This is a genomic window from Streptomyces blastmyceticus (assembly GCF_039521185.1).
Taxonomy (GTDB): Bacteria; Actinomycetota; Actinomycetes; order Streptomycetales; family Streptomycetaceae; genus Streptomyces; species Streptomyces blastmyceticus.
The window spans coordinates 981121-997652 of the sequence record NZ_BAAABW010000026.1 but is presented as its reverse complement, the minus strand read 5'-3'; the positions used below and the strand labels follow the sequence as shown (position 1 = coordinate 997652).

16 protein-coding genes are annotated in these 16532 nt (G+C 72.3%); 8 read left to right on the top strand and 8 right to left on the bottom strand.

Annotated elements, in window-relative coordinates; translation table 11 throughout:
* Positions 1 to 5: 5 nt before the first annotated feature.
* From ABD269_RS26785 to ABD269_RS26770, 4 genes are all read right to left on the bottom strand, one after another.
* Entirely contained in the window at positions 6 to 1163 is a 1158-nt protein-coding gene (locus ABD269_RS26785) for a magnesium and cobalt transport protein CorA (protein ID WP_344121823.1), read from the bottom strand.
* A 156-nt stretch (positions 1164 to 1319) separates the two neighbouring features.
* Positions 1320 to 2657, bottom strand: coding sequence for a diaminopimelate decarboxylase (lysA, locus tag ABD269_RS26780; RefSeq protein WP_344121820.1), 1338 nt, complete (start codon positions 2655 to 2657; stop codon positions 1320 to 1322).
* A gap of 36 nt (positions 2658 to 2693) precedes the next feature.
* On the bottom strand, positions 2694 to 3101 hold the full coding sequence (locus ABD269_RS26775; RefSeq protein WP_344121818.1) for an SAV_915 family protein: 408 nt from the start codon (positions 3099 to 3101) through the stop codon (positions 2694 to 2696).
* A gap of 194 nt (positions 3102 to 3295) precedes the next feature.
* Complete coding sequence (locus ABD269_RS26770) at positions 3296 to 4135, bottom strand: helix-turn-helix transcriptional regulator (RefSeq protein WP_344121816.1); 840 nt, start codon at positions 4133 to 4135, stop codon at positions 3296 to 3298.
* A 145-nt stretch (positions 4136 to 4280) separates the two neighbouring features.
* On the opposite strand from ABD269_RS26770, the gene ABD269_RS26765 reads away from it, so the two are divergent.
* Together ABD269_RS26765 and ABD269_RS26760 are read left to right on the top strand one after the other, a co-directional pair.
* Positions 4281 to 5975, top strand: coding sequence for an AMP-binding protein (locus ABD269_RS26765; protein WP_344121814.1), 1695 nt, complete (start codon positions 4281 to 4283; stop codon positions 5973 to 5975).
* A gap of 38 nt (positions 5976 to 6013) precedes the next feature.
* Positions 6014 to 7606 carry an AMP-binding protein gene (locus ABD269_RS26760; protein WP_344122098.1) on the top strand — a complete coding sequence of 531 codons (1593 nt, stop codon included), beginning with the start codon at positions 6014 to 6016 and terminating at the stop codon, positions 7604 to 7606.
* Positions 7607 to 7748: 142 nt separating this feature from the next.
* On the opposite strand, the gene ABD269_RS26755 is transcribed toward ABD269_RS26760, so the two are convergent.
* From ABD269_RS26755 to ABD269_RS26740, 4 genes are all read right to left on the bottom strand, one after another.
* A complete protein-coding gene (locus tag ABD269_RS26755; protein WP_344121812.1) occupies positions 7749 to 8426 on the bottom strand; it encodes a hypothetical protein in 678 nt (225 codons plus the stop codon).
* A gap of 274 nt (positions 8427 to 8700) precedes the next feature.
* Positions 8701 to 10407 carry a glyoxylate carboligase gene (gene gcl / locus ABD269_RS26750; RefSeq protein WP_344121810.1) on the bottom strand — a complete coding sequence of 569 codons (1707 nt, stop codon included), beginning with the start codon at positions 10405 to 10407 and terminating at the stop codon, positions 8701 to 8703.
* Between the two features lie 14 nt (positions 10408 to 10421).
* Positions 10422 to 11309 (bottom strand): 2-hydroxy-3-oxopropionate reductase, encoded by an 888-nt coding sequence (locus ABD269_RS26745; RefSeq protein WP_301891540.1) that lies wholly within the window; start codon positions 11307 to 11309, stop codon positions 10422 to 10424.
* A gap of 53 nt (positions 11310 to 11362) precedes the next feature.
* The gene (locus tag ABD269_RS26740) at positions 11363 to 12193 is read right to left on the bottom strand and encodes a TIM barrel protein (RefSeq protein ID WP_344122096.1); all 831 of its coding nucleotides are present in this window, start codon (positions 12191 to 12193) and stop codon (positions 11363 to 11365) included.
* 110 nt (positions 12194 to 12303) lie between these two features.
* On the opposite strand from ABD269_RS26740, the gene ABD269_RS26735 reads away from it, so the two are divergent.
* From ABD269_RS26735 to ABD269_RS26710, 6 genes are all read left to right on the top strand, one after another.
* Positions 12304 to 12555 (top strand): thiamine-binding protein, encoded by a 252-nt coding sequence (locus ABD269_RS26735; protein ID WP_116216015.1) that lies wholly within the window; start codon positions 12304 to 12306, stop codon positions 12553 to 12555.
* Positions 12552 to 12944 carry a helix-turn-helix domain-containing protein gene (locus tag ABD269_RS26730; RefSeq protein ID WP_344121808.1) on the top strand — a complete coding sequence of 131 codons (393 nt, stop codon included), beginning with the start codon at positions 12552 to 12554 and terminating at the stop codon, positions 12942 to 12944. The genes ABD269_RS26735 and ABD269_RS26730 overlap by 4 nt, the downstream gene beginning before the upstream one ends.
* A gap of 100 nt (positions 12945 to 13044) precedes the next feature.
* Entirely contained in the window at positions 13045 to 13599 is a 555-nt protein-coding gene (gene uraD, locus ABD269_RS26725; RefSeq protein WP_344121805.1) for a 2-oxo-4-hydroxy-4-carboxy-5-ureidoimidazoline decarboxylase, read from the top strand.
* A complete protein-coding gene (uraH, locus tag ABD269_RS26720; protein WP_344121803.1) occupies positions 13596 to 13958 on the top strand; it encodes a hydroxyisourate hydrolase in 363 nt (120 codons plus the stop codon). Before uraD ends, uraH begins: the two co-directional genes overlap by 4 nt.
* 8 nt (positions 13959 to 13966) lie before the next feature.
* Complete coding sequence (gene pucL / locus ABD269_RS26715; RefSeq protein WP_344121801.1) at positions 13967 to 14863, top strand: factor-independent urate hydroxylase; 897 nt, start codon at positions 13967 to 13969, stop codon at positions 14861 to 14863.
* Positions 14864 to 14894: 31 nt separating this feature from the next.
* A complete protein-coding gene (locus ABD269_RS26710) occupies positions 14895 to 16292 on the top strand; it encodes an 8-oxoguanine deaminase (protein ID WP_344121799.1) in 1398 nt (465 codons plus the stop codon).
* Positions 16293 to 16532 lie beyond the last annotated feature (240 nt).

Genomic DNA, 16532 nt, shown 5'->3' with positions numbered 1-16532 from the left:
TCTGCTCACAGCCAGTCGCGCCGCTTGAAGATGAAGTACAAACTCACGCACACCACGGCCATCAGGGCGATCGCGAACGGGTAGCCGAAGGCCCAGTGCAGCTCGGGCATCGCCTGGAAGTTCATGCCGTAGATGGTGCCGACCAGCGTAGGGGCGAAGAGGATCGCCGCCCAGGAGGAGATTTTCTTGATCTCCTCGTTCTGCTCGAAGCCCGCCTCGGCCAGGGCGCGCATTTCCGCGTTCTGCTGCTGGGTGACGAGGGTCGCGTTGACGGCGAGGATGTCGGCGAGGGCGGAGCGGAAGCCGTCGACGCGTTCGCTGGTGTGGGTGACGTGGTCGGCGACGTCGCGGAGGTAGCGCTGGAGCTCGTCGTCGGTGCCGTACTTCGCGAAGCCTGCCATGAGGTTGTGCAGCATGCCCACCAGGGGGCGGGTGGCGCGCTGGAACTCCACCATCTCGCGGGCGAGTTCGTAGATGCGCCGGGAGACCTCGGGGTCGCCGCTGAAGACCTCGGTCTCGATCTCGTCGATGTCGTTCTGCACGCCGGAGACCACGGGGGCGTAGCCGTCGACGACCGCGTCGAGGATCGCGTAGAGGACGGCCTCGGGGCCCAGGGCCAGCAGCTCGGGGGTGGCCTCCATGCGGTTGCGCACCGCGGAGAGGTCGGGGGCCGCGCCGTGCCCGACCGTGATCACGAAGTCGGGGCCGACGAAGATGTGCAGCTCGCCGAAGTCGACCTCCTCGGGGGCGTCCAGATAGCGGGCGGCCCGCAGCACCACGAAGAGGGTGCCGCCGTAGCGCTCCAGCTTGGGGCGCTGATGGGCCTCCAGCGCGTCCTCGACGGCCAGTTGGTGGAGGTCGAACTCGTCGGCCAGGGAGAGGAGTTCGCTCTCCGAGGGCCGGTCGAGGCCGATCCAGGCCATCCCCTGCGGCTGCTCCCGCAACTGCCGGTAGGTGTCGGCCAGCGAGGCGGGCGTGGCGACGCGGTGGCCGTCGCGGTAGACGGCGGCGTGGACGACGCTCGTGTCGGCGTTGCCGGAGCTGTTACCGGGAGGGTCCGCGGGGGCCGGGCGCCCGGAGCCGTTCGAGCGGGTCGCCGTGGGCCGCAGCCAGGAGTGTTTCTTCGGCGTGGGCCGTTCGCGGCGCGGAGGGTTCTCGGGCATGGGGCGCTCTCCCTCTCGCTCGTTCTGGACCGCACAACAGGATATACGGGCCAAAAGAAGCGATCGGGGCAGGTGGGGCCGATGGGGCGGGCGGGGGAGCGCAGGGAGCGTCCCCCACCCGCCGGGTCCGGCCCGGCCCGCTCGTCATCCCCTGCGTCATTCCCCCACGTCGCGGCTGCGCAGATCCTCCAGCGTCTCCCGGCGTACGAGCAGCCGCGCGCGCCCTTCGGACACGGCCACGACGGGCGGCCTGCCGACGAGGTTGTACGCCGAGGCCATCGACACCTGGTACGCCCCGGCCGCCGGCACGGCCAGCACGTCGCCGGGCCGGATGTCACCGGGCAGCGGCACGTCCTCCGCGAGGACGTCACCGGCCTCGCAGTGCCGGCCCACCACGGTCGCGGACCGCGCGGGCGCGGTCGAGGCCCGGCCCACCAGCCGCACCGTGTAGCGCACGCCGTACAGCGCGGGCCGGGGGTTGTCGCTCATCCCGCCGTCCACGGCGACGAACGTACGCCCGCCGGTCGACTTGACCGCGAGGACGCGGTACAGCGCCACGCCCGCCGGACCCGCTATCCAGCGCCCCGGCTCCACCGTCAGCCTGGGCACCGGCAGGCCGAACCGGGCGCATTGCAGGGCGAGTTCACCCGTCACCCGGGTCGCGTACAGGGCCGGGTCGAGGACCGGGTCGCCCTCCCGGTAGGCGATGGCGAAGCCGCCGCCGAGGTCCAGCTCCGGGAAGGTCACCCCGTGCCGGTCGCGGAGCTCGGCGAGCAGCGCGACGAGCTTGCGTACCGCGGTGACGTACGGACCGAGACCGGCGATCTGGGAGCCGAGGTGGCAGTGCAGTCCGACGAGTTCGAGCCGTGGCTGGCCCAGGATCCGCGCCACCGCGTCCTCGGCCTCCCCGCCCGCGATCGGCAGCCCGAACTTCTGCCCCTCCACCCCCGTGCGCACGGCGGAGTGAGCCCCCGCCGCGATGCCCGGCACGACCCGCAGCAGCACCCGCTGGCGGGCGCCGGGGGGCATCTGCGCGGCGAGCGAGGCGATCTCGCCGGTGCTGTCGATGACGATCCGCCCCACGCCCAGGCGCAGCGCGTCCCGCAGGTCGGCCGGGCTCTTGGCGTTGCCGTGCAGCACGATCCGCTCGGCGGGGAAGCCGGAGAGCGCGGCGAGCTCCAGCTCGCCTGCGGAGCAGACGTCCAGGCTCAGCCCCTCCTCCTCGACCCAGCGGATCATCGCGCGGGAGAGGAACGCCTTGCCCGCGTACGCGATGTCCGCGTCCGGGAGGGCGGTGCGCCAGGCGCGGGCCCGCTCGCGCACCTCCCCCTCGTCGATGACGTACGAGGGGGTGCCGAAGCGGTCGGCGAGCTCGGCGAGGGACACGCCGCCGACGGCCAGGTCGCCGGTGCGCAGGGGCTGGGTGGAGGCGGGCCACAGGGGCGTGCCCGCGTAGGGGTGGGGCGGGGCGCATGCGGTGAGAGGGAGGGACACGGGAGCCTTCTTCGGTGCGGTGTGGGCGGGACGACCTCAGTCTCCGGACGGGCCCGGGCCTGCTTCCGGGAGCGCGGCGGGGTCCGTGGGGTGCGCCGGCGGGGCCGTGAGCTGCGGATCGACGGATACGAGGCCCACCCCGAGGGGCGCGGCCAGGGCCCGCACGGCGGGCAGCGCCAGGCGGATGGAGGCCTGATCGGTCCCCAGAACGTCCGAAAGCCGCCGCTCCGTGGTGAAAGCGACGGCAGTGCGAGCGCCGAGCGGCGATCGGAAGACCCGGAGGGCGAAGCCACTGGGGCAGCGCCGTACGGGAACGTACAGCGGCAGCGCCCTGGTGGCCGGGCCGGCGGGCCGGGGTGGTTCGGAGGGCTCCCCGTCGTCGGCCTGCGGGTGCTCGACGGCCGCGATGGCGGCTGCTTCGGAGGGGGTACGGCTCAGGTGCATGACGGTCCTCGGAAAAAGGTGTCGGTACGGCGGGGTGGTGCCGCCGCTCGCACACGCTATGCCCGGGGTGCGGGTGGGGGAGCCGCTCATTGACAGCCTGTTGACCCTCCGTGCCGCTCCTTTGACGACCTGTTGACACGCCCGCGGCACGGGGTGTCTTCAGGGGCCCGCGCTGTCACCACGGCCCGTGCCGGCTAGGGCAGGACCCCCGCCCGCCGGGCCGCCACCACCGCCTCCAGCCGTGTGTGCACGCCCAACTTGCGCATGCCGGAGCGCAGATAGCTCTTCACCGTCTCCGGCCGGAGCCCCAGCCGCTCCGCGGCCGCCGCGTTCGTCGCGCCCGACGCCACGCACGCCAGCACGTCCACCTCGCGCGGCGACAGCTCGACGCGGACGCCGTCCACGGGCAGCGGCTGCGCGGCGGAGGCCCGCGCCAGCCGTCCGCACGCGGCGAGGAGCTCCTGCCGCAGCTCGGGGTCCTGGACCCGCTGGGCCAGCGCGCGCAGCGACCCGTGGGCCTCGCGGACCTCCTCCCACATCGCGGGGCCGTCGGTGGTCGGCCGGTGGGCGACGGAGAGCAGCCGGTGCAGCTCGTCGCGCACGGCGAGCGTCTGCTCCAGCTCCCGCGCCGCGTCCACCGCGGCGGTCAGCGACCGGTCGCCGAGCGCGAGCGGCCGACGGAGCGCGCCGTAGAGGACGCCGCGCACCCGGCCCCGTACGACCACGGGCACGGCCATCACAGAACGCAGCCCCTCCGCGGCCACCGCCGCGTCGTACTCATGGCTGATGACGTGCGAGGACTGATAGTCGGTGACGGACAGCGGCCGGGTCAGGGCGGCCGCCTTGCCGCCCAGCCCGCTGCCCGTCCGGATGGCCAGCCCGCGCAGCGCGGGCGTCGTCGTGCCGGTCATGTCCGATATCCGGAACTGCCGCGAACCCGACAACAGGCCCCCGAAGGCGACCGACAGTCCCGTACTCCTGCGCATCCGCAGCAGCGCGGCCCGTACCTCCGCCGCCCCGTCCGCATCTCCCATCACAGCCTCCCCATCCTGGGCACGAAGTCGGAATCTCCGTATCCGCGAAATGCGCCTACCCCCGTCCGGGGGTGGTGAGACTCAGATCACCGTCGCACGATGCTAACGAGCGGGCCGGTGACGTGACCCGTGAACTGGAGGACAGATGACGCCCATGCAGCTGACGGACGCGGTGGAGGGCCCGGCGGGTGAGTTCCGCGCGGCGCGGGACTTCCTGCTCGCGCGGCGCACGGACTACACGGCCGCCTGCGAGGGGTTCCGCTGGCCGCGCCCCGCGGAGTTCAACTGGGCGCTGGACTGGTTCGACGGCATCGCCCGGGGCAACGACCGCACCGCGCTGTGGATCGTCGAGGAGGACGGCGGCGAGGCACGGCTGTCGTTCGACACCATGCGGCGCCGCTCCGACCAGGTCGCGAACTGGCTGCGGGAGAAGGGCGTACGGGCCGGAGACCGCGTCGTCGTCATGCTCGGCAACCAGACCGAACTGTGGGAGACCGCACTGGCCGCGATGAAGCTGCGCGCCGTCGTCATCCCCGCCACCCCGCTGCTCGGCCCGGCCGACCTCGCCGACCGCATCGACCGCGGCCGGGCGGCCCACGTGCTCGTACGGGCCGAGGACACCGGCAAGTTCGCCGACGTGCCCGGCGACTACACCCGGATCGCGGTCGGCGGCGCGCCCGCCGGATGGCTCGCCTACGAGGACTCCGCAGCCGCCGCCGAGACCTTCACCCCCGACGGCCCGACCCGCGCGGACGACACGCTGCTGCTCTACTTCACCTCCGGCACCACCGCACGGCCCAAGCTCGTCGAGCACAGCCACATCTCCTACCCCATCGGCCACTTGACGACGATGTACTGGATCGGGCTGCGCCCCGGCGACGTCCACCTCAACATCTCCTCGCCCGGCTGGGCCAAGCACGCCTGGTCCAACCTCTTCGCCCCGTGGAACGCCGAGGCCACCGTCTTCGTGCACAACTACACCCGCTTCGACGCGGCCCGGCTGATGGCGGAGATGGACCGCTGCGCGGTCACCAGCTTCTGCGCACCGCCCACGGTCTGGCGGATGCTCATCCAGGCCGACCTGAGCGCGCTGCGCACCCCGCCGCGCGAGGTGGTCGCGGCGGGGGAGCCGCTCAACCCCGAGGTGATCGAGACCGTACGGCGGGCGTGGGGCGTCACCATCCGGGACGGCTTCGGGCAGACGGAGACCTCCGTCCAGGTCGCCAACCCGCCCGGGCAGCCGCTCAAGACCGGCTCCATGGGCCGGCCCAGCCCCGGCTTCACGGTCGTCCTCCTCGACCCCGTCACCGGCCGCCCGGCCGACGAGGGCGAGATCGCCCTCGACCTGAGCGAGCGGCCCGTCGGCCTGATGACCGGATACGCGGGCGACCCGGAGCGCACGGCCGAGGCGATGGAGGGCGGCTACTACCGCACCGGGGACATCGGCGCCCGCGACGCCGACGGGTACATCACCTATGTGGGCCGCAGCGACGACGTGTTCAAGTCGAGCGACTACAAGGTGTCCCCCTTCGAGCTGGAGAGCGCGCTCCTCGAACACGAGGCCGTGGCGGAGGCGGCCGTCGTCCCCGCCCCCGACCCGCTGCGGCTCTCCGTGCCCAAGGCCTACGTCGTGCTCGCCGAGGGCTGGGAGCCCGGCCCCGGCACCGCGAAGGCCCTCTTCGCGCACTCGCGGGCGACCCTCGCCCCGTACAAGCGCATCCGGCGGCTGGAGTTCGCCGAGCTGCCGAAGACCGTGTCCGGCAAGATCCGCCGCATCGAGCTGCGCGAACGCACCGAGCGGGGCGGCGGAGACGAATACCGAGAGGAAGACCACCGGTGACCACACCCGCGTACGCGGCCGGCAGCACCTCCATCCCGATGATCGACGACACCATCGGCGCCGATCTGGCCTTCACCATCGAACGCTTCGGGGACCGCGAGGCGCTCGTCGACGTCCCCAGCGGCCGCCGCTGGACCTATGCGGAGTTCGGCCGGGCCGTCGAGGAGGTCGCGCTCGGGCTGCTGGCCAAGGGGGTGGCGAAGGGCGACCGGGTCGGGCTCTGGGCGGTCAACTGCCCGGAGTGGGTGATGGTGCAGTACGCCGCCGCCCGGGTCGGCGCCATCATGGTCAACATCAACCCCGCCTACCGCGTCCACGAACTGGGCTTCGTGCTCCGGCAGGCCGGCATCGGCGTGCTCGTCGCCTCCGTCGAGCACAAGACCAGCGACTACCGCCGCATGGTGGAGCAGGTCCGCGCCGAGTGCCCGGCGCTGCGCGACGTCGTCTACATCGACGACCCCACCTGGGACGGGCTCCTGAGCCTCGGCGAGGGGGTGCGGCCCGAGCGGCTCGCCGAGCGGGAGGCGCAGCTCAGCTGCTACGACCCGGTGAACATCCAGTACACCTCCGGCACCACGGGCTTCCCCAAGGGCGCCACGCTCTCCCACCACAGCATCCTCAACAACGGCTATTTCGTGGGGGAGTTGCTCGGCTACACCGAGGCCGACCGGGTCGCCCTGCCCGTGCCCTTCTACCACTGCTTCGGCATGGTCATGGGCAATCTCGCCGTCACCACCCACGGCTCCTGCATCGTCGTCCCGGCCCCCTCCTTCGACCCCGTCGCCACCCTGCACGCGGTCGAACGGGAACGCTGCACCTCGCTCTACGGCGTCCCCACCATGTTCATCGCCGAGCTGAACCTCCCCGACTTCGCCACCTACGACCTCTCCTCGCTGCGCACCGGCATCATGGCCGGTTCGCCGTGCCCGGAGGAGGTGATGAAGCGGGTCATGACGGAGATGCACATGTCCGAGGTGGCCATCTGCTACGGCATGACGGAGACCTCACCGGTGTCCACCCAGACCCGGGCGGACGACGAGGTGGAGCGCCGCACGGGGACCGTGGGCCGGGTCCTGCCGCACCTTCAGGTGAAGATCGTCGACCAGGACACCGGCGCCACGCTCGCGCGCGGCGAGGCCGGCGAGCTGTGCACCCGCGGCTATTCCGTGATGCTCGGCTACTGGGAGGAGCCCGAGCGCTCCGCCGAGGCCGTCGACGCCGAGGGCTGGATGCACACCGGTGACCTCGCGGTGATGGACGAGGACGGATACGTGCGCATCGTCGGCCGCATCAAGGACATGATCATCAGGGGTGGGGAGAACGTCTACCCGAGGGAGATCGAGGAGTTCCTCTACTCCCACCCCAAGATCTCCGACGTGCAGGTCATCGGGGTCCCGGACGAGAAGTACGGCGAGGAGGTCATGGCCTGCGTCGTCCTCCGCGACCCCGCCGCGACCCTCAGCCGCGACGAGCTCGCCCGCTTCTGCCGGGGCCGTCTCGCGCACTACAAGATCCCGCGCCATCTGTGGATCCTGGAGTCCTTCCCCATGACGGTCAGCGGCAAGGTCCGCAAGGTGGAGCTGAGGGAGCGGGCCACGACGAGCCTGTTGACCGCCGCCCGCGCGAGCTGAGGACGGCTGGAGGGGCCCGCGATCCCCCGTCCGCTTCGCGGGCCCGAGCCAAGTCTGCGCCCGGAGGCGGCCGATGTGCCACGCCGGGGCTCCGGTTCAGAGGAAGAATTGAGGTTGGAGGTGTGGGCCCGGTCCCGCGTGGTCAGGCCGGCCCCTGCTCGACCAGCTCGTCGGCGGGGCCGTTCAGGGGTTGCGGAGTGCCCGTCAGATCCATGACGAACAGCGGAAGTCTCAGCTCGTCGGCGCGCGAGCGGGCGTCCCGCTCGTACCCCGCGAGAGAGAAGAACGCGCCGGTGGCGCAGTCCGTCAGGCCGTGCAGCCACAGGCATTCCACCGCCCGCAGCGACGTGGGCAGGGTGGTGGGGTCGATCCGGGCGACCAGGCCCTCGGCCCGCAGGTCGACCCCCGACTCGACAGGGTCACCGGGCCGGGTCACGGCCGTGAACCCCAGCCAGGTCAGATACCGCTCGGCCGCCACGACCGCGTCCTCGGCGGTGCGGATGGCCACCGGACGGAACGCGGGCCGCAGCGCCTGTGGCTTCCCCTCGGCCGGTCCGCGCGCGGGCTCGACGGGCAGCCGCACCACCGTGCCGCAGGAACAGCCGAACTCCGGCCGGGGCCACTGGTCCTGACGGTCGCATGCGGGGCAGCGGACCGCCACCCAGGAGTCGCGCCAGGTGCGGTGCACCAGTAACTCGGGTGTGGCGTCCGCGAGTACGGGCAGGGTGAGCGGGGCGCCGCACGCGCAGGGGAAGGTGGGCGGGGTGAAGGAGTGCTCCCGACGGCACGTCGGGCAGTGAACCGGCACGCTCTTGGCCATTTTCTCGGCTCCAGCAACGGGTCCGTAGGTGTGAGTACGGGCCCATCGTCCCCGATGCGGGGGCGCCGGGGGCGCGAATGGGGAAGGGCGCTCCTGTGCTGGGGCGCGTGTCCGTTGCCAGGTGCGGGTCCGCCGCGCCTGCGGCGGGCGGTCTCAATCGCCGGCCGGGCTTGGATGTGTTGCAGGGCGGCAATTACGTGCGGCAAATCAAGCCCGTCCGGCGATTGAGGACACCGCGCGTCAGCGCGGTTCGTGGTCCGGGGCGGAGCCCCGTTCAGTAAGGGGCCTCGAACTCCCGCACGGAGTCGATGTCCGGACCGTGCGGCGTGTTCGCCTCGCGCTCGATGAAGATCTCCACCAGCACCGGACGCGACGTCGACACCGCCTCCTTGCGGGCCCACTCGACGGCCGTGCGGATGTCGCCCGGGTCCACGACGCGGCGGCCCGAACAGCCGTATGCCTCCATCAGCTTGACGTTGTCCGTGCCCGTCTCGTCGTAGTGGATGTCGACCTGGTAGTTCATGCCGTAGCCGATCGACGCCTGGCGGATCAGGCCCAGGTACTCGTTGTTCAGCATGATCAGTACGAACGGGACGTCGTACTGCGCGGCGACCGCCAGCTCCTCGGCCATGTACTGGAAGCCGTAGTCGCCCACGATGCCGACGACCTCGGTGTCGCCCCTGCCCAGGCCCTGGAGCGCCTTCTTGACGCCGATCGCCGCCGGGATCTCCCAGCCCAGCGGGCCCGCCTGGCCGCACACCTGGTAGCGGCGCGGCAGATGGGACTTCTGGTGCTGGCCGCCCCAGATCTGGTAGAGGCCGATGGCGGTGACGAAATAGGTGTCGGGCCCGAAGATCTCGTTGATCTCCTTGTAGACCCTGGGCGCCTTGACCGGTGTGGTGGCGAAGTCCTCCCGGCGCACCAGCGTCCGCTTGAGCTCGCGGCAGCGCTCCACCCACGGCCCGACGGCGGGCCGCGCGCCGCGTGCCCGCGCCGCGTCCAGCAGGGCGGCCAGGAACAGCCCGGCGTCGGAGACGATGCCGAGGTCCGGTTCGAAGACCTTGCCCAGCTGGGCGGGTTCGATGTCCACGTGGACGAACGTCCGGTCGCCGCGGTAGACGCCGAGGTCCGCGCCGGTGTGCCGGTCGCCGAAGCGGGCGCCGACGGCGAGCACGAAGTCCGCTTCCAGGAAGGAGGCGTTGGCGTACCGCTGGGAGGTCTGGATGCCGGTCGTGCCCATGTGCAGCTCGTGGTCGTCCTCGACGGCGCCCTTGCCCATCAGGGTGACCTGGAACGGCACCCGCAGGTATTCCACCAGCTCCCGCAGCGCGGCCGACGCCTCGGCGAGGATCACCCCGCCGCCCGCCAGCACCAGCGGCCGCTCGGCGGCCAGCAGCAGGTCCAGGGCGGCCTCGACGCGGGGCGGGTGCGGGGGCACGGCGGCGACCGGCAGCCGGGCGTCGAGCGCGGGGTCGTATCGGATCTCCCGCCGCGCGATGTCGAGCGGGATGTCGATCAGCACCGGCCCGGGACGGCCCGTGCGTGCGACGCGGAACGCCTCCCGGAACGCCCAGGGGATCTGCGCGGCTTCCTTGATCTGCACGGCCCACTTGGTGACCGGCCGGACGATCTCCACGATGTCGACCGCCTGGAACGCCTCCTGGTGCAGCTTTGCCGACACGGCCTGCCCGGTGACGCACACCATGGGCACGGAGTCGGCGTGCGCGGTGTAGAGCCCGGTGACGAGGTTGGTGGCGCCCGGCCCCGAGGTGGCGAGGGCGACGCCGACGCGGCCGTTCGTACGGGCCCAGCCGTCGGCCATGTGCGTCGCGCCCTCCTCGTGACGGACGATCAGATGCTCGATGCCGCCCACCGTTTCCATCGCCTTGTACAGCGGCAGGATCGCGGCGCCGGGGCAGCCGAACGCGATGTCGACGCCCTCGTCCTTCATGATCCGTACGGCTGCCTCCATGGCGGGCACGCGTGCCGCCCCCCTCACGAGGCCACCCCCGACAGCCGCTCGACGCCGCGCAGGAGGGCGGAGTGGTCCAGACCGCCGTCGCCTTGCGCGCGCGCCGCGGCGACGAGGGTCGCGGCCACGGCGCCGAGCGGGAGGGCGGCGCCGACGGCGCGGGCGGCGTCGGTGACGATGCCCATGTCCTTGTGGTGCAGGTCGATGCGGAAGCCGGGCGCGAAGTCGTGGGCGAGGAAGTTGTGCCGCTTGCGCTCCAGCACGGCCGAACCGGCGAGCCCGCCCGCCAGTACGTCCAGCGCCGCGGCGAGATCCACGCCGGACTTCTCCAGGAAGACGACCGCCTCCGCGCAGACCTGGATGTTGACGGCGACGACCAGCTGGTTGGCGGCCTTCACGGTCTGCCCGGAGCCGTGCGCCCCGCAGTGCACGACCGTGGTGCCGAGCGCGCGGAACAGCGGCTCGGCCCGCTCGAAGTCGGCGCGCTCCCCGCCGACCATGATCGAGAGGACCCCTTCGACGGCACCGGCCTCACCGCCGGAGACGGGCGCGTCGAGCACGCGCAGGCCCCGGGCGGCGGCGGCCTCGGCCAGGGCGACGGAGGTGCCGGGCGCGACGGTCGACATGTCGATCAGCAGCGTGCCGGGGCCCGCGTGGGCGAGGATGCCGCTCTCGCCGTGGGCGACGGCTTCGAGGTGCGGGTCGGCGGGGAGCATGGTGACGACGACGTCGGCGCCCCGCACCGCCTCCGCAACGGAACCGGCGGGCACCCCGCCGGCCGCGGCGAGCCGGTCGAGCTTGTGCTTCTCGAGGGTGTGGCCGGTGACGTGATATCCGGCCTTGAGCAGGTTCTCGGCCATGGGGGATCCCATGACCCCGAGCCCTATCCAGGCGATCCGGGGGGTGGGCATGAGCATTCCTTTCGTTGTGGGTGTGCGGCCGGGTCGGGTGCTCGCGGGGTCGTTCACCCTGCGGCGCGGTGGAAGTTCTGCAGCCAGCCGAAGGCGTCGGCGCCCGGCGCGGCGTACTCCAGCCCCACCCAGCCCCCGTAGCCCGCCTTCCCCAAGTGCCCCAGCAGATCGGGGAAGTCGAGCACCCCGGACCCCGGCGCCCCGCGCCCCGGCGCGTCCGCGATCTGGACGTGACCCGTCACGGCGGCGCAGGCGTCGATGACGGCGTGCAGGTCCTCACCGCCCATCGCCAGGTGGTAGAGGTCCATCAGGAAGCGCGCGTTGCCCAGCCCGCTCGCCGCGTTCACGGCCTCGACCAGCTCGACCGCCCTCGCCGCACCCGTGATGGGGTACAGCGGCGACTCCACCGCGTTGAGCGCCTCGATCAGCAGCACCGCCCCCACCCGGTCCGCCGCACGCGCCGCTCGCACGAGGTTCTCCAGCGCCAGCGCGTCCTGCGTCCGCGCCTCCACCCCCTGGACGCGGTTGCCGTAGAGGGCGTTGAGCGCCGTACACCCCACCGAGGCCGCGAAGTCCGTGGCGACATCGAGGTTGGCGCGGAAGCGGTCGGACTCCGGGCCGGGGACCGAGAGCGCGCCCCGGTCGGGGCCCGGCAGGTGCCCGGCGTAGAAGTTCAGGCCGACGAGCCGGGTGCCCGCGTCGGTCAACGCCCGCCGCAGAGCGTCGAGTTCATGCTTCTCCGGCGTGGGGCTGCCGGGCCAGGGCCACCACAGCTCGACCGCCGTGAACCCCGCCGCGGCGGCCGCCGCGGGTCGCTCCAGAAGGGGGAGCTCGGCGAAGAGGATCGACAGATTCACATCGAAGCGCAGCTCCGGAAGGCCCATGAGGGTCTCACTCACTTCCGTATTGCGGAACTTGAATTCTGCTCAACGGAAGCGTGCCTGCGTGCCGAGAAGGCTGTCAAGGGGAGGGGCGGAGCTACCGTGTGCGCATGCTGCGATTGCGAGTGGAGTTCACGACCGAGCCCTTCGACCTCGACGAGGCCCCGCCCCACGCCGTGGCGGCGCGCGAGGCCGTCCAGGGCGCCGACCTGGACGCCGTCGACGTCGGCCCGTTCGGCACCACCGCGGAGGGCCGCGCCGAGGTGGTCCTGGCGGCGGTGGACGAGGTGCTGCGCACATCGCTGCGCGCCGGTGCGACCCGAGTGTCCTTGCAGCTCAACGTGGTCGGGGAGGACGGCTCGTGACCGGCGCCGCCGACGAGACCTTCCGTGCCGCGGTCCGCCCGCTCGTCGATGCCATGGGCGGCGAGATGGTCGAGCCGGAACACGCGCGGGGCGACGACGTACTGCTGTCGTGGGAGGGGCGCGCGATCGTCGCCGTACGCCTGCCCCACCTGTCCGACTCGCTCGACCGCATCCTGGCCGACCTGGAGCGGCGGCACGGGATGCCGCTGTCCGAACTGGACCGCAGGACCAAGCAGTCGGTCGTGCGGGGGCTGGAGGCGCGCGGCGCCTTCTCCGTGCGGCACGGGGTGGAGACCGTCGCCTCGGCGCTGGGCGTGAGCCGCTTCACCGTCTACAACTACCTCAACCGGGAGAACTCCGCCCGGGGCGGGGAGCGCCGCGCGGATTAGCGGGCGAGGGAATTCAACAAACTGTTGACGCTGCGTTCTTCGAGGCGTTAGCTATGCGCAGCCCTTCCACGCCCATCGACAAGCGGCCACGGAGGCACCCGTGACTTCGAGTTCGACGCCGGGGCTCACCCGGTTCAACGCGGTGGCGGACGGCGCGGCCCGCGCCGTGCTCCGCGAGATCTGCGCCAGCCGGACGTGGGCGAGCGCGCTGCTCGCCCGCCGCCCCTACTCCGACACCGCCGCTCTGTGCGCCGCCGGTGACGCCGCTGTCGCCGCTCTGACGGCGGCGGACCTCGCCGAGGCCATGGCCGGCCACCCGCCCATCGGGCGCCCCGCCCCGGGCGACCCGGCCTCCGCCCGCGAACAGCGGGGCATGGCGGGCGCGCCCGCCGCCCTCAAGGCGCGGATGCTCGCGCACAACCTGGCCTACCAGGAGAAGTTCGGGCACGTCTTCCTGATCTGCGCCACCGGACTCACCGCCGAACAGCTGTATGACGCGATCCGTAACCGGATCGACAACACGCCGGAACGCGAGCGCGAGATCGTGCGCACAGAGCTCGGCAAGATCAACCGCATCCGGCTGACGCGGCTCGCCGAAGGGCCGCCGGAGGCGATCGCGACGCCCGCGCCCGACGACGGAGGAGCACCACCATGAGCAGCGGGACGACCACCGTGACCGTGTCCACCCACATCCTGGACACCACCGCGGGCCGCCCCGCCCGGGGCGTCACCGTCGAGCTGTCCGCACGGGAGAAGAGCGACGCCCGGTGGGAGCCGGCCGGCACCTCGGTGACCGACGCGGACGGCCGCTGCAAGGACTTCCCGGCGCTGCCCGCCGGCACCACCCAGGCACGGCTGCTCTTCGCCGTCGAGCCCTACCTGTCCCGTGAACGAGCCGAGGGCGCAGCCTTCTTCCCGGAAGTGGCGATCGCCTTCGCGGTCGCGCCGGGCGAGCACTATCACGTACCGCTGCTGCTCAATCCGTTCGGCTACTCCGTATACCGAGGGAGCTAGCGACCCCCATGCCCATCCTTGGCCAGAACCAGTACGGCAAAGCCGAGTGCCGCGTCCTGAAGGTCACCCGCGACGGGACCACCCACCACCTCAAGGACCTCAACGTCTCGGTCGCGCTCTCCGGAGACATGGAAGAGGTCCACCTCTCGGGATCCAACTCCCGTGTCCTGACGACGGACGCCACCAAGAACACCGTGTTCGCCTTCGCCAAGGAACGCGGCATCGCCTCGGCCGAGGCGTTCGGGGTCCACCTGGCCCGGCACTTCGTCGTCAGCCAACAGGCCGTCAGGACGGCGCGCATCCGGCTGGAGGAGTACACCTGGGAGCGCATAGAGACCCCGGGGGAGGGCAGGCACTCCTTCGTCCGTACGAACCAGGAGACACGCACCGCGCAGGTCACCTTCGACGGCAGCGCGTGGCAGGTGATCTCCGGGCTCAAGGACCTCGTCGTGCTCAACACCACCGACTCCGAGTTCCACGGCTACGTCAAGGACCGCTACACCACGCTCCCGGAGACCCATGACCGGATCCTCGCGACCCAGGTCCACGCCCGCTGGCGGCACGCCCGGTTCGACGACACGGTCAGATCCCCGGACTGGGACGGCAGTTACCGGGCCACCCGGGACCACCTGCTGACCGCGTTCGCCGACACGTACTCCTACTCCCTGCAGCAGACGCTCTTCGAGATGGGCTCGCGGGTCGTCGACCACCGCCCCGAGATCGACGAGATCCGCCTCTCGCTCCCCAACAAGCACCACTTCCTGGCGGATCTCGAACCGTTCGGCCTCACGAACGACAACGAGGTCTACTTCGCGGCCGACCGCCCGTACGGCCTCATCGAGGCCACCGTCCTGCGCGAGGGCGCCGAGCCCGCCATACCGGTGGACCTGACGAACCTCCCGTGAACCTCCCGTGAAACGACAGCGAGGAATCACCGTGGCCGCACCCCCACCCCCACCACGCACCCCCGACCGGATCGTCATCGAGAACTGCGCCGTCGCCACCGTCGACGCCCGGGACACCGAGCACCCGAGCGGCCACGTCGTCGTCGCCGGGAACAGGATCGAGTCCGTGGGCGCGGGGCCGGCGCCCGAGGGACTCACCGGCGTCGTCCGCCGCGTCGACGGCACCGGTCACCTGCTCACCCCCGGCCTCGTCAACACCCACCACCACTTCTACCAGTGGCTCACCCGCGGCCTCGCCCAGAACTCCCCCCTCTTCGACTGGCTCGTCGCCCTCTACCCCACCTGGGCGCGTATCGACGAGGAGATGGTGTACGCCGCCGCGCGGGGCTCCCTCGCGATGATGGTCCGCGGCGGCGTCACCACCGCCATGGACCACCACTACGTCTTCCCCCGCGGCTCCGGCGACCTCCTCGGTGCCGAGATCCGGGCCGCGCGTGAGATGGGCGTGCGCTTCAGCCCCACCCGCGGCTCGATGGACCGCGGGCAGTCGGACGGCGGCCTGCCCCCGGACTTCGCGGTCGAGACCACCGAGGCCGCGCTGATCGCGACCGAGGAGGCCATCGACACCCACCACGACCCCTCCTTCGACTCGATGCTGCGGATCGGCGTCGCCCCCTGCTCGCCCTTCTCCGTCTCCACCGAACTGCTGCGCGAGGCCGCCCTGCTGGCCCGCCGCAAGGGCGTGCGCCTGCACACCCACGGCTCGGAGACCGTCGAGGAGGAACAGTTCTGCAAGGAGCTGTTCGGCATGGGCCCCACCGACTACTTCGAGTCCACCGGCTGGCTCGGCGACGACGTCTGGATGGCCCACTGCGTCCACATGAACGACACCGACATCGCCGCCTTCGCCCGCACCGGCACGGGCGTCGGCCACTGCCCCTCCTCCAACGCCCGGATCGCGGCCGGCACGGCCCGCGTCCCCGACCTGCTGCGGGCGGGCGTCCCCGTCGGCCTCGGCGTCGACGGCACCGCCTCCAACGAGTCGGGCGAGCTGCACACCGAACTGCGCAACGCCCTGCTCATCCACCGGCTCGCTGGCGGCCCGGCCGCCCTGAATGTACGTCAGGTGCTGCGCCTGGGCACATACGGCGGCGCCCAAGTCCTCGGCAGAGCCGCGGAGATCGGCTCCCTGGAGCCGGGCAAGCTCGCCGACCTCGTGCTCTGGAAGCTCGACGGACTCGGCCACTCGACCATCGCCGACCCGGTCGCGGCCCTCGTGCTCGGCGCCGCCGCGCCCGTGACCCTGTGCCTGGTCAACGGGCGGGCGGTGGTCGAGGACGGGCGGCTCACGACCGTCGACGAGGACGCCGTCGCGCGTGCCGCCCGCGACGCCGCCCGCCGCCTGGCGCGCATCGCGGCAGGGGACTGACCTCCGGCCCGGCGCCCTCCGGCCCGGCCCGACCGCTTTCGAGACTCGGCCGAGGGGGACGGCCCTCGGCCGGGCCCGTGGACCCACCGGGCCCACGGGCGGCGGACCGGGGCGCCCGCACGACGGCGCCCCGGTCCGTCTTCCTTCCGGCGCCCACCCCACCGCCCACCCCCTTCGCAACGCCGCCTCCCTGAAGCCGTGTCACATCATCGGCGACACGAAAATCGACAGGAGGAACCG

Excerpts from the sequence above, each read along its gene's own strand:
- ABD269_RS26765 (WP_344121814.1), top strand. The coding sequence starts at position 4,281 with ATGACGCCCATGCAGCTGACGGACGCGGTGGAGGGCCCGGCGGGTGAG.
- ABD269_RS26785 (WP_344121823.1), bottom strand. The coding sequence starts at position 1,163 with ATGCCCGAGAACCCTCCGCGCCGCGAACGGCCCACGCCGAAGAAACAC.
- ABD269_RS26755 (WP_344121812.1), bottom strand. The coding sequence starts at position 8,426 with ATGGCCAAGAGCGTGCCGGTTCACTGCCCGACGTGCCGTCGGGAGCAC.
- ABD269_RS26745 (WP_301891540.1), bottom strand. The coding sequence starts at position 11,309 with ATGCCCACCCCCCGGATCGCCTGGATAGGGCTCGGGGTCATGGGATCC.
- ABD269_RS26740 (WP_344122096.1), bottom strand. The coding sequence starts at position 12,193 with ATGGGCCTTCCGGAGCTGCGCTTCGATGTGAATCTGTCGATCCTCTTC.
- ABD269_RS26770 (WP_344121816.1), bottom strand. The coding sequence starts at position 4,135 with ATGGGAGATGCGGACGGGGCGGCGGAGGTACGGGCCGCGCTGCTGCGG.
- uraH (WP_344121803.1), top strand. The coding sequence starts at position 13,596 with ATGAGCAGCGGGACGACCACCGTGACCGTGTCCACCCACATCCTGGAC.
- ABD269_RS26775 (WP_344121818.1), bottom strand. The coding sequence starts at position 3,101 with ATGCACCTGAGCCGTACCCCCTCCGAAGCAGCCGCCATCGCGGCCGTC.
- ABD269_RS26760 (WP_344122098.1), top strand. The coding sequence starts at position 6,014 with ATGATCGACGACACCATCGGCGCCGATCTGGCCTTCACCATCGAACGC.
- pucL (WP_344121801.1), top strand. The coding sequence starts at position 13,967 with ATGCCCATCCTTGGCCAGAACCAGTACGGCAAAGCCGAGTGCCGCGTC.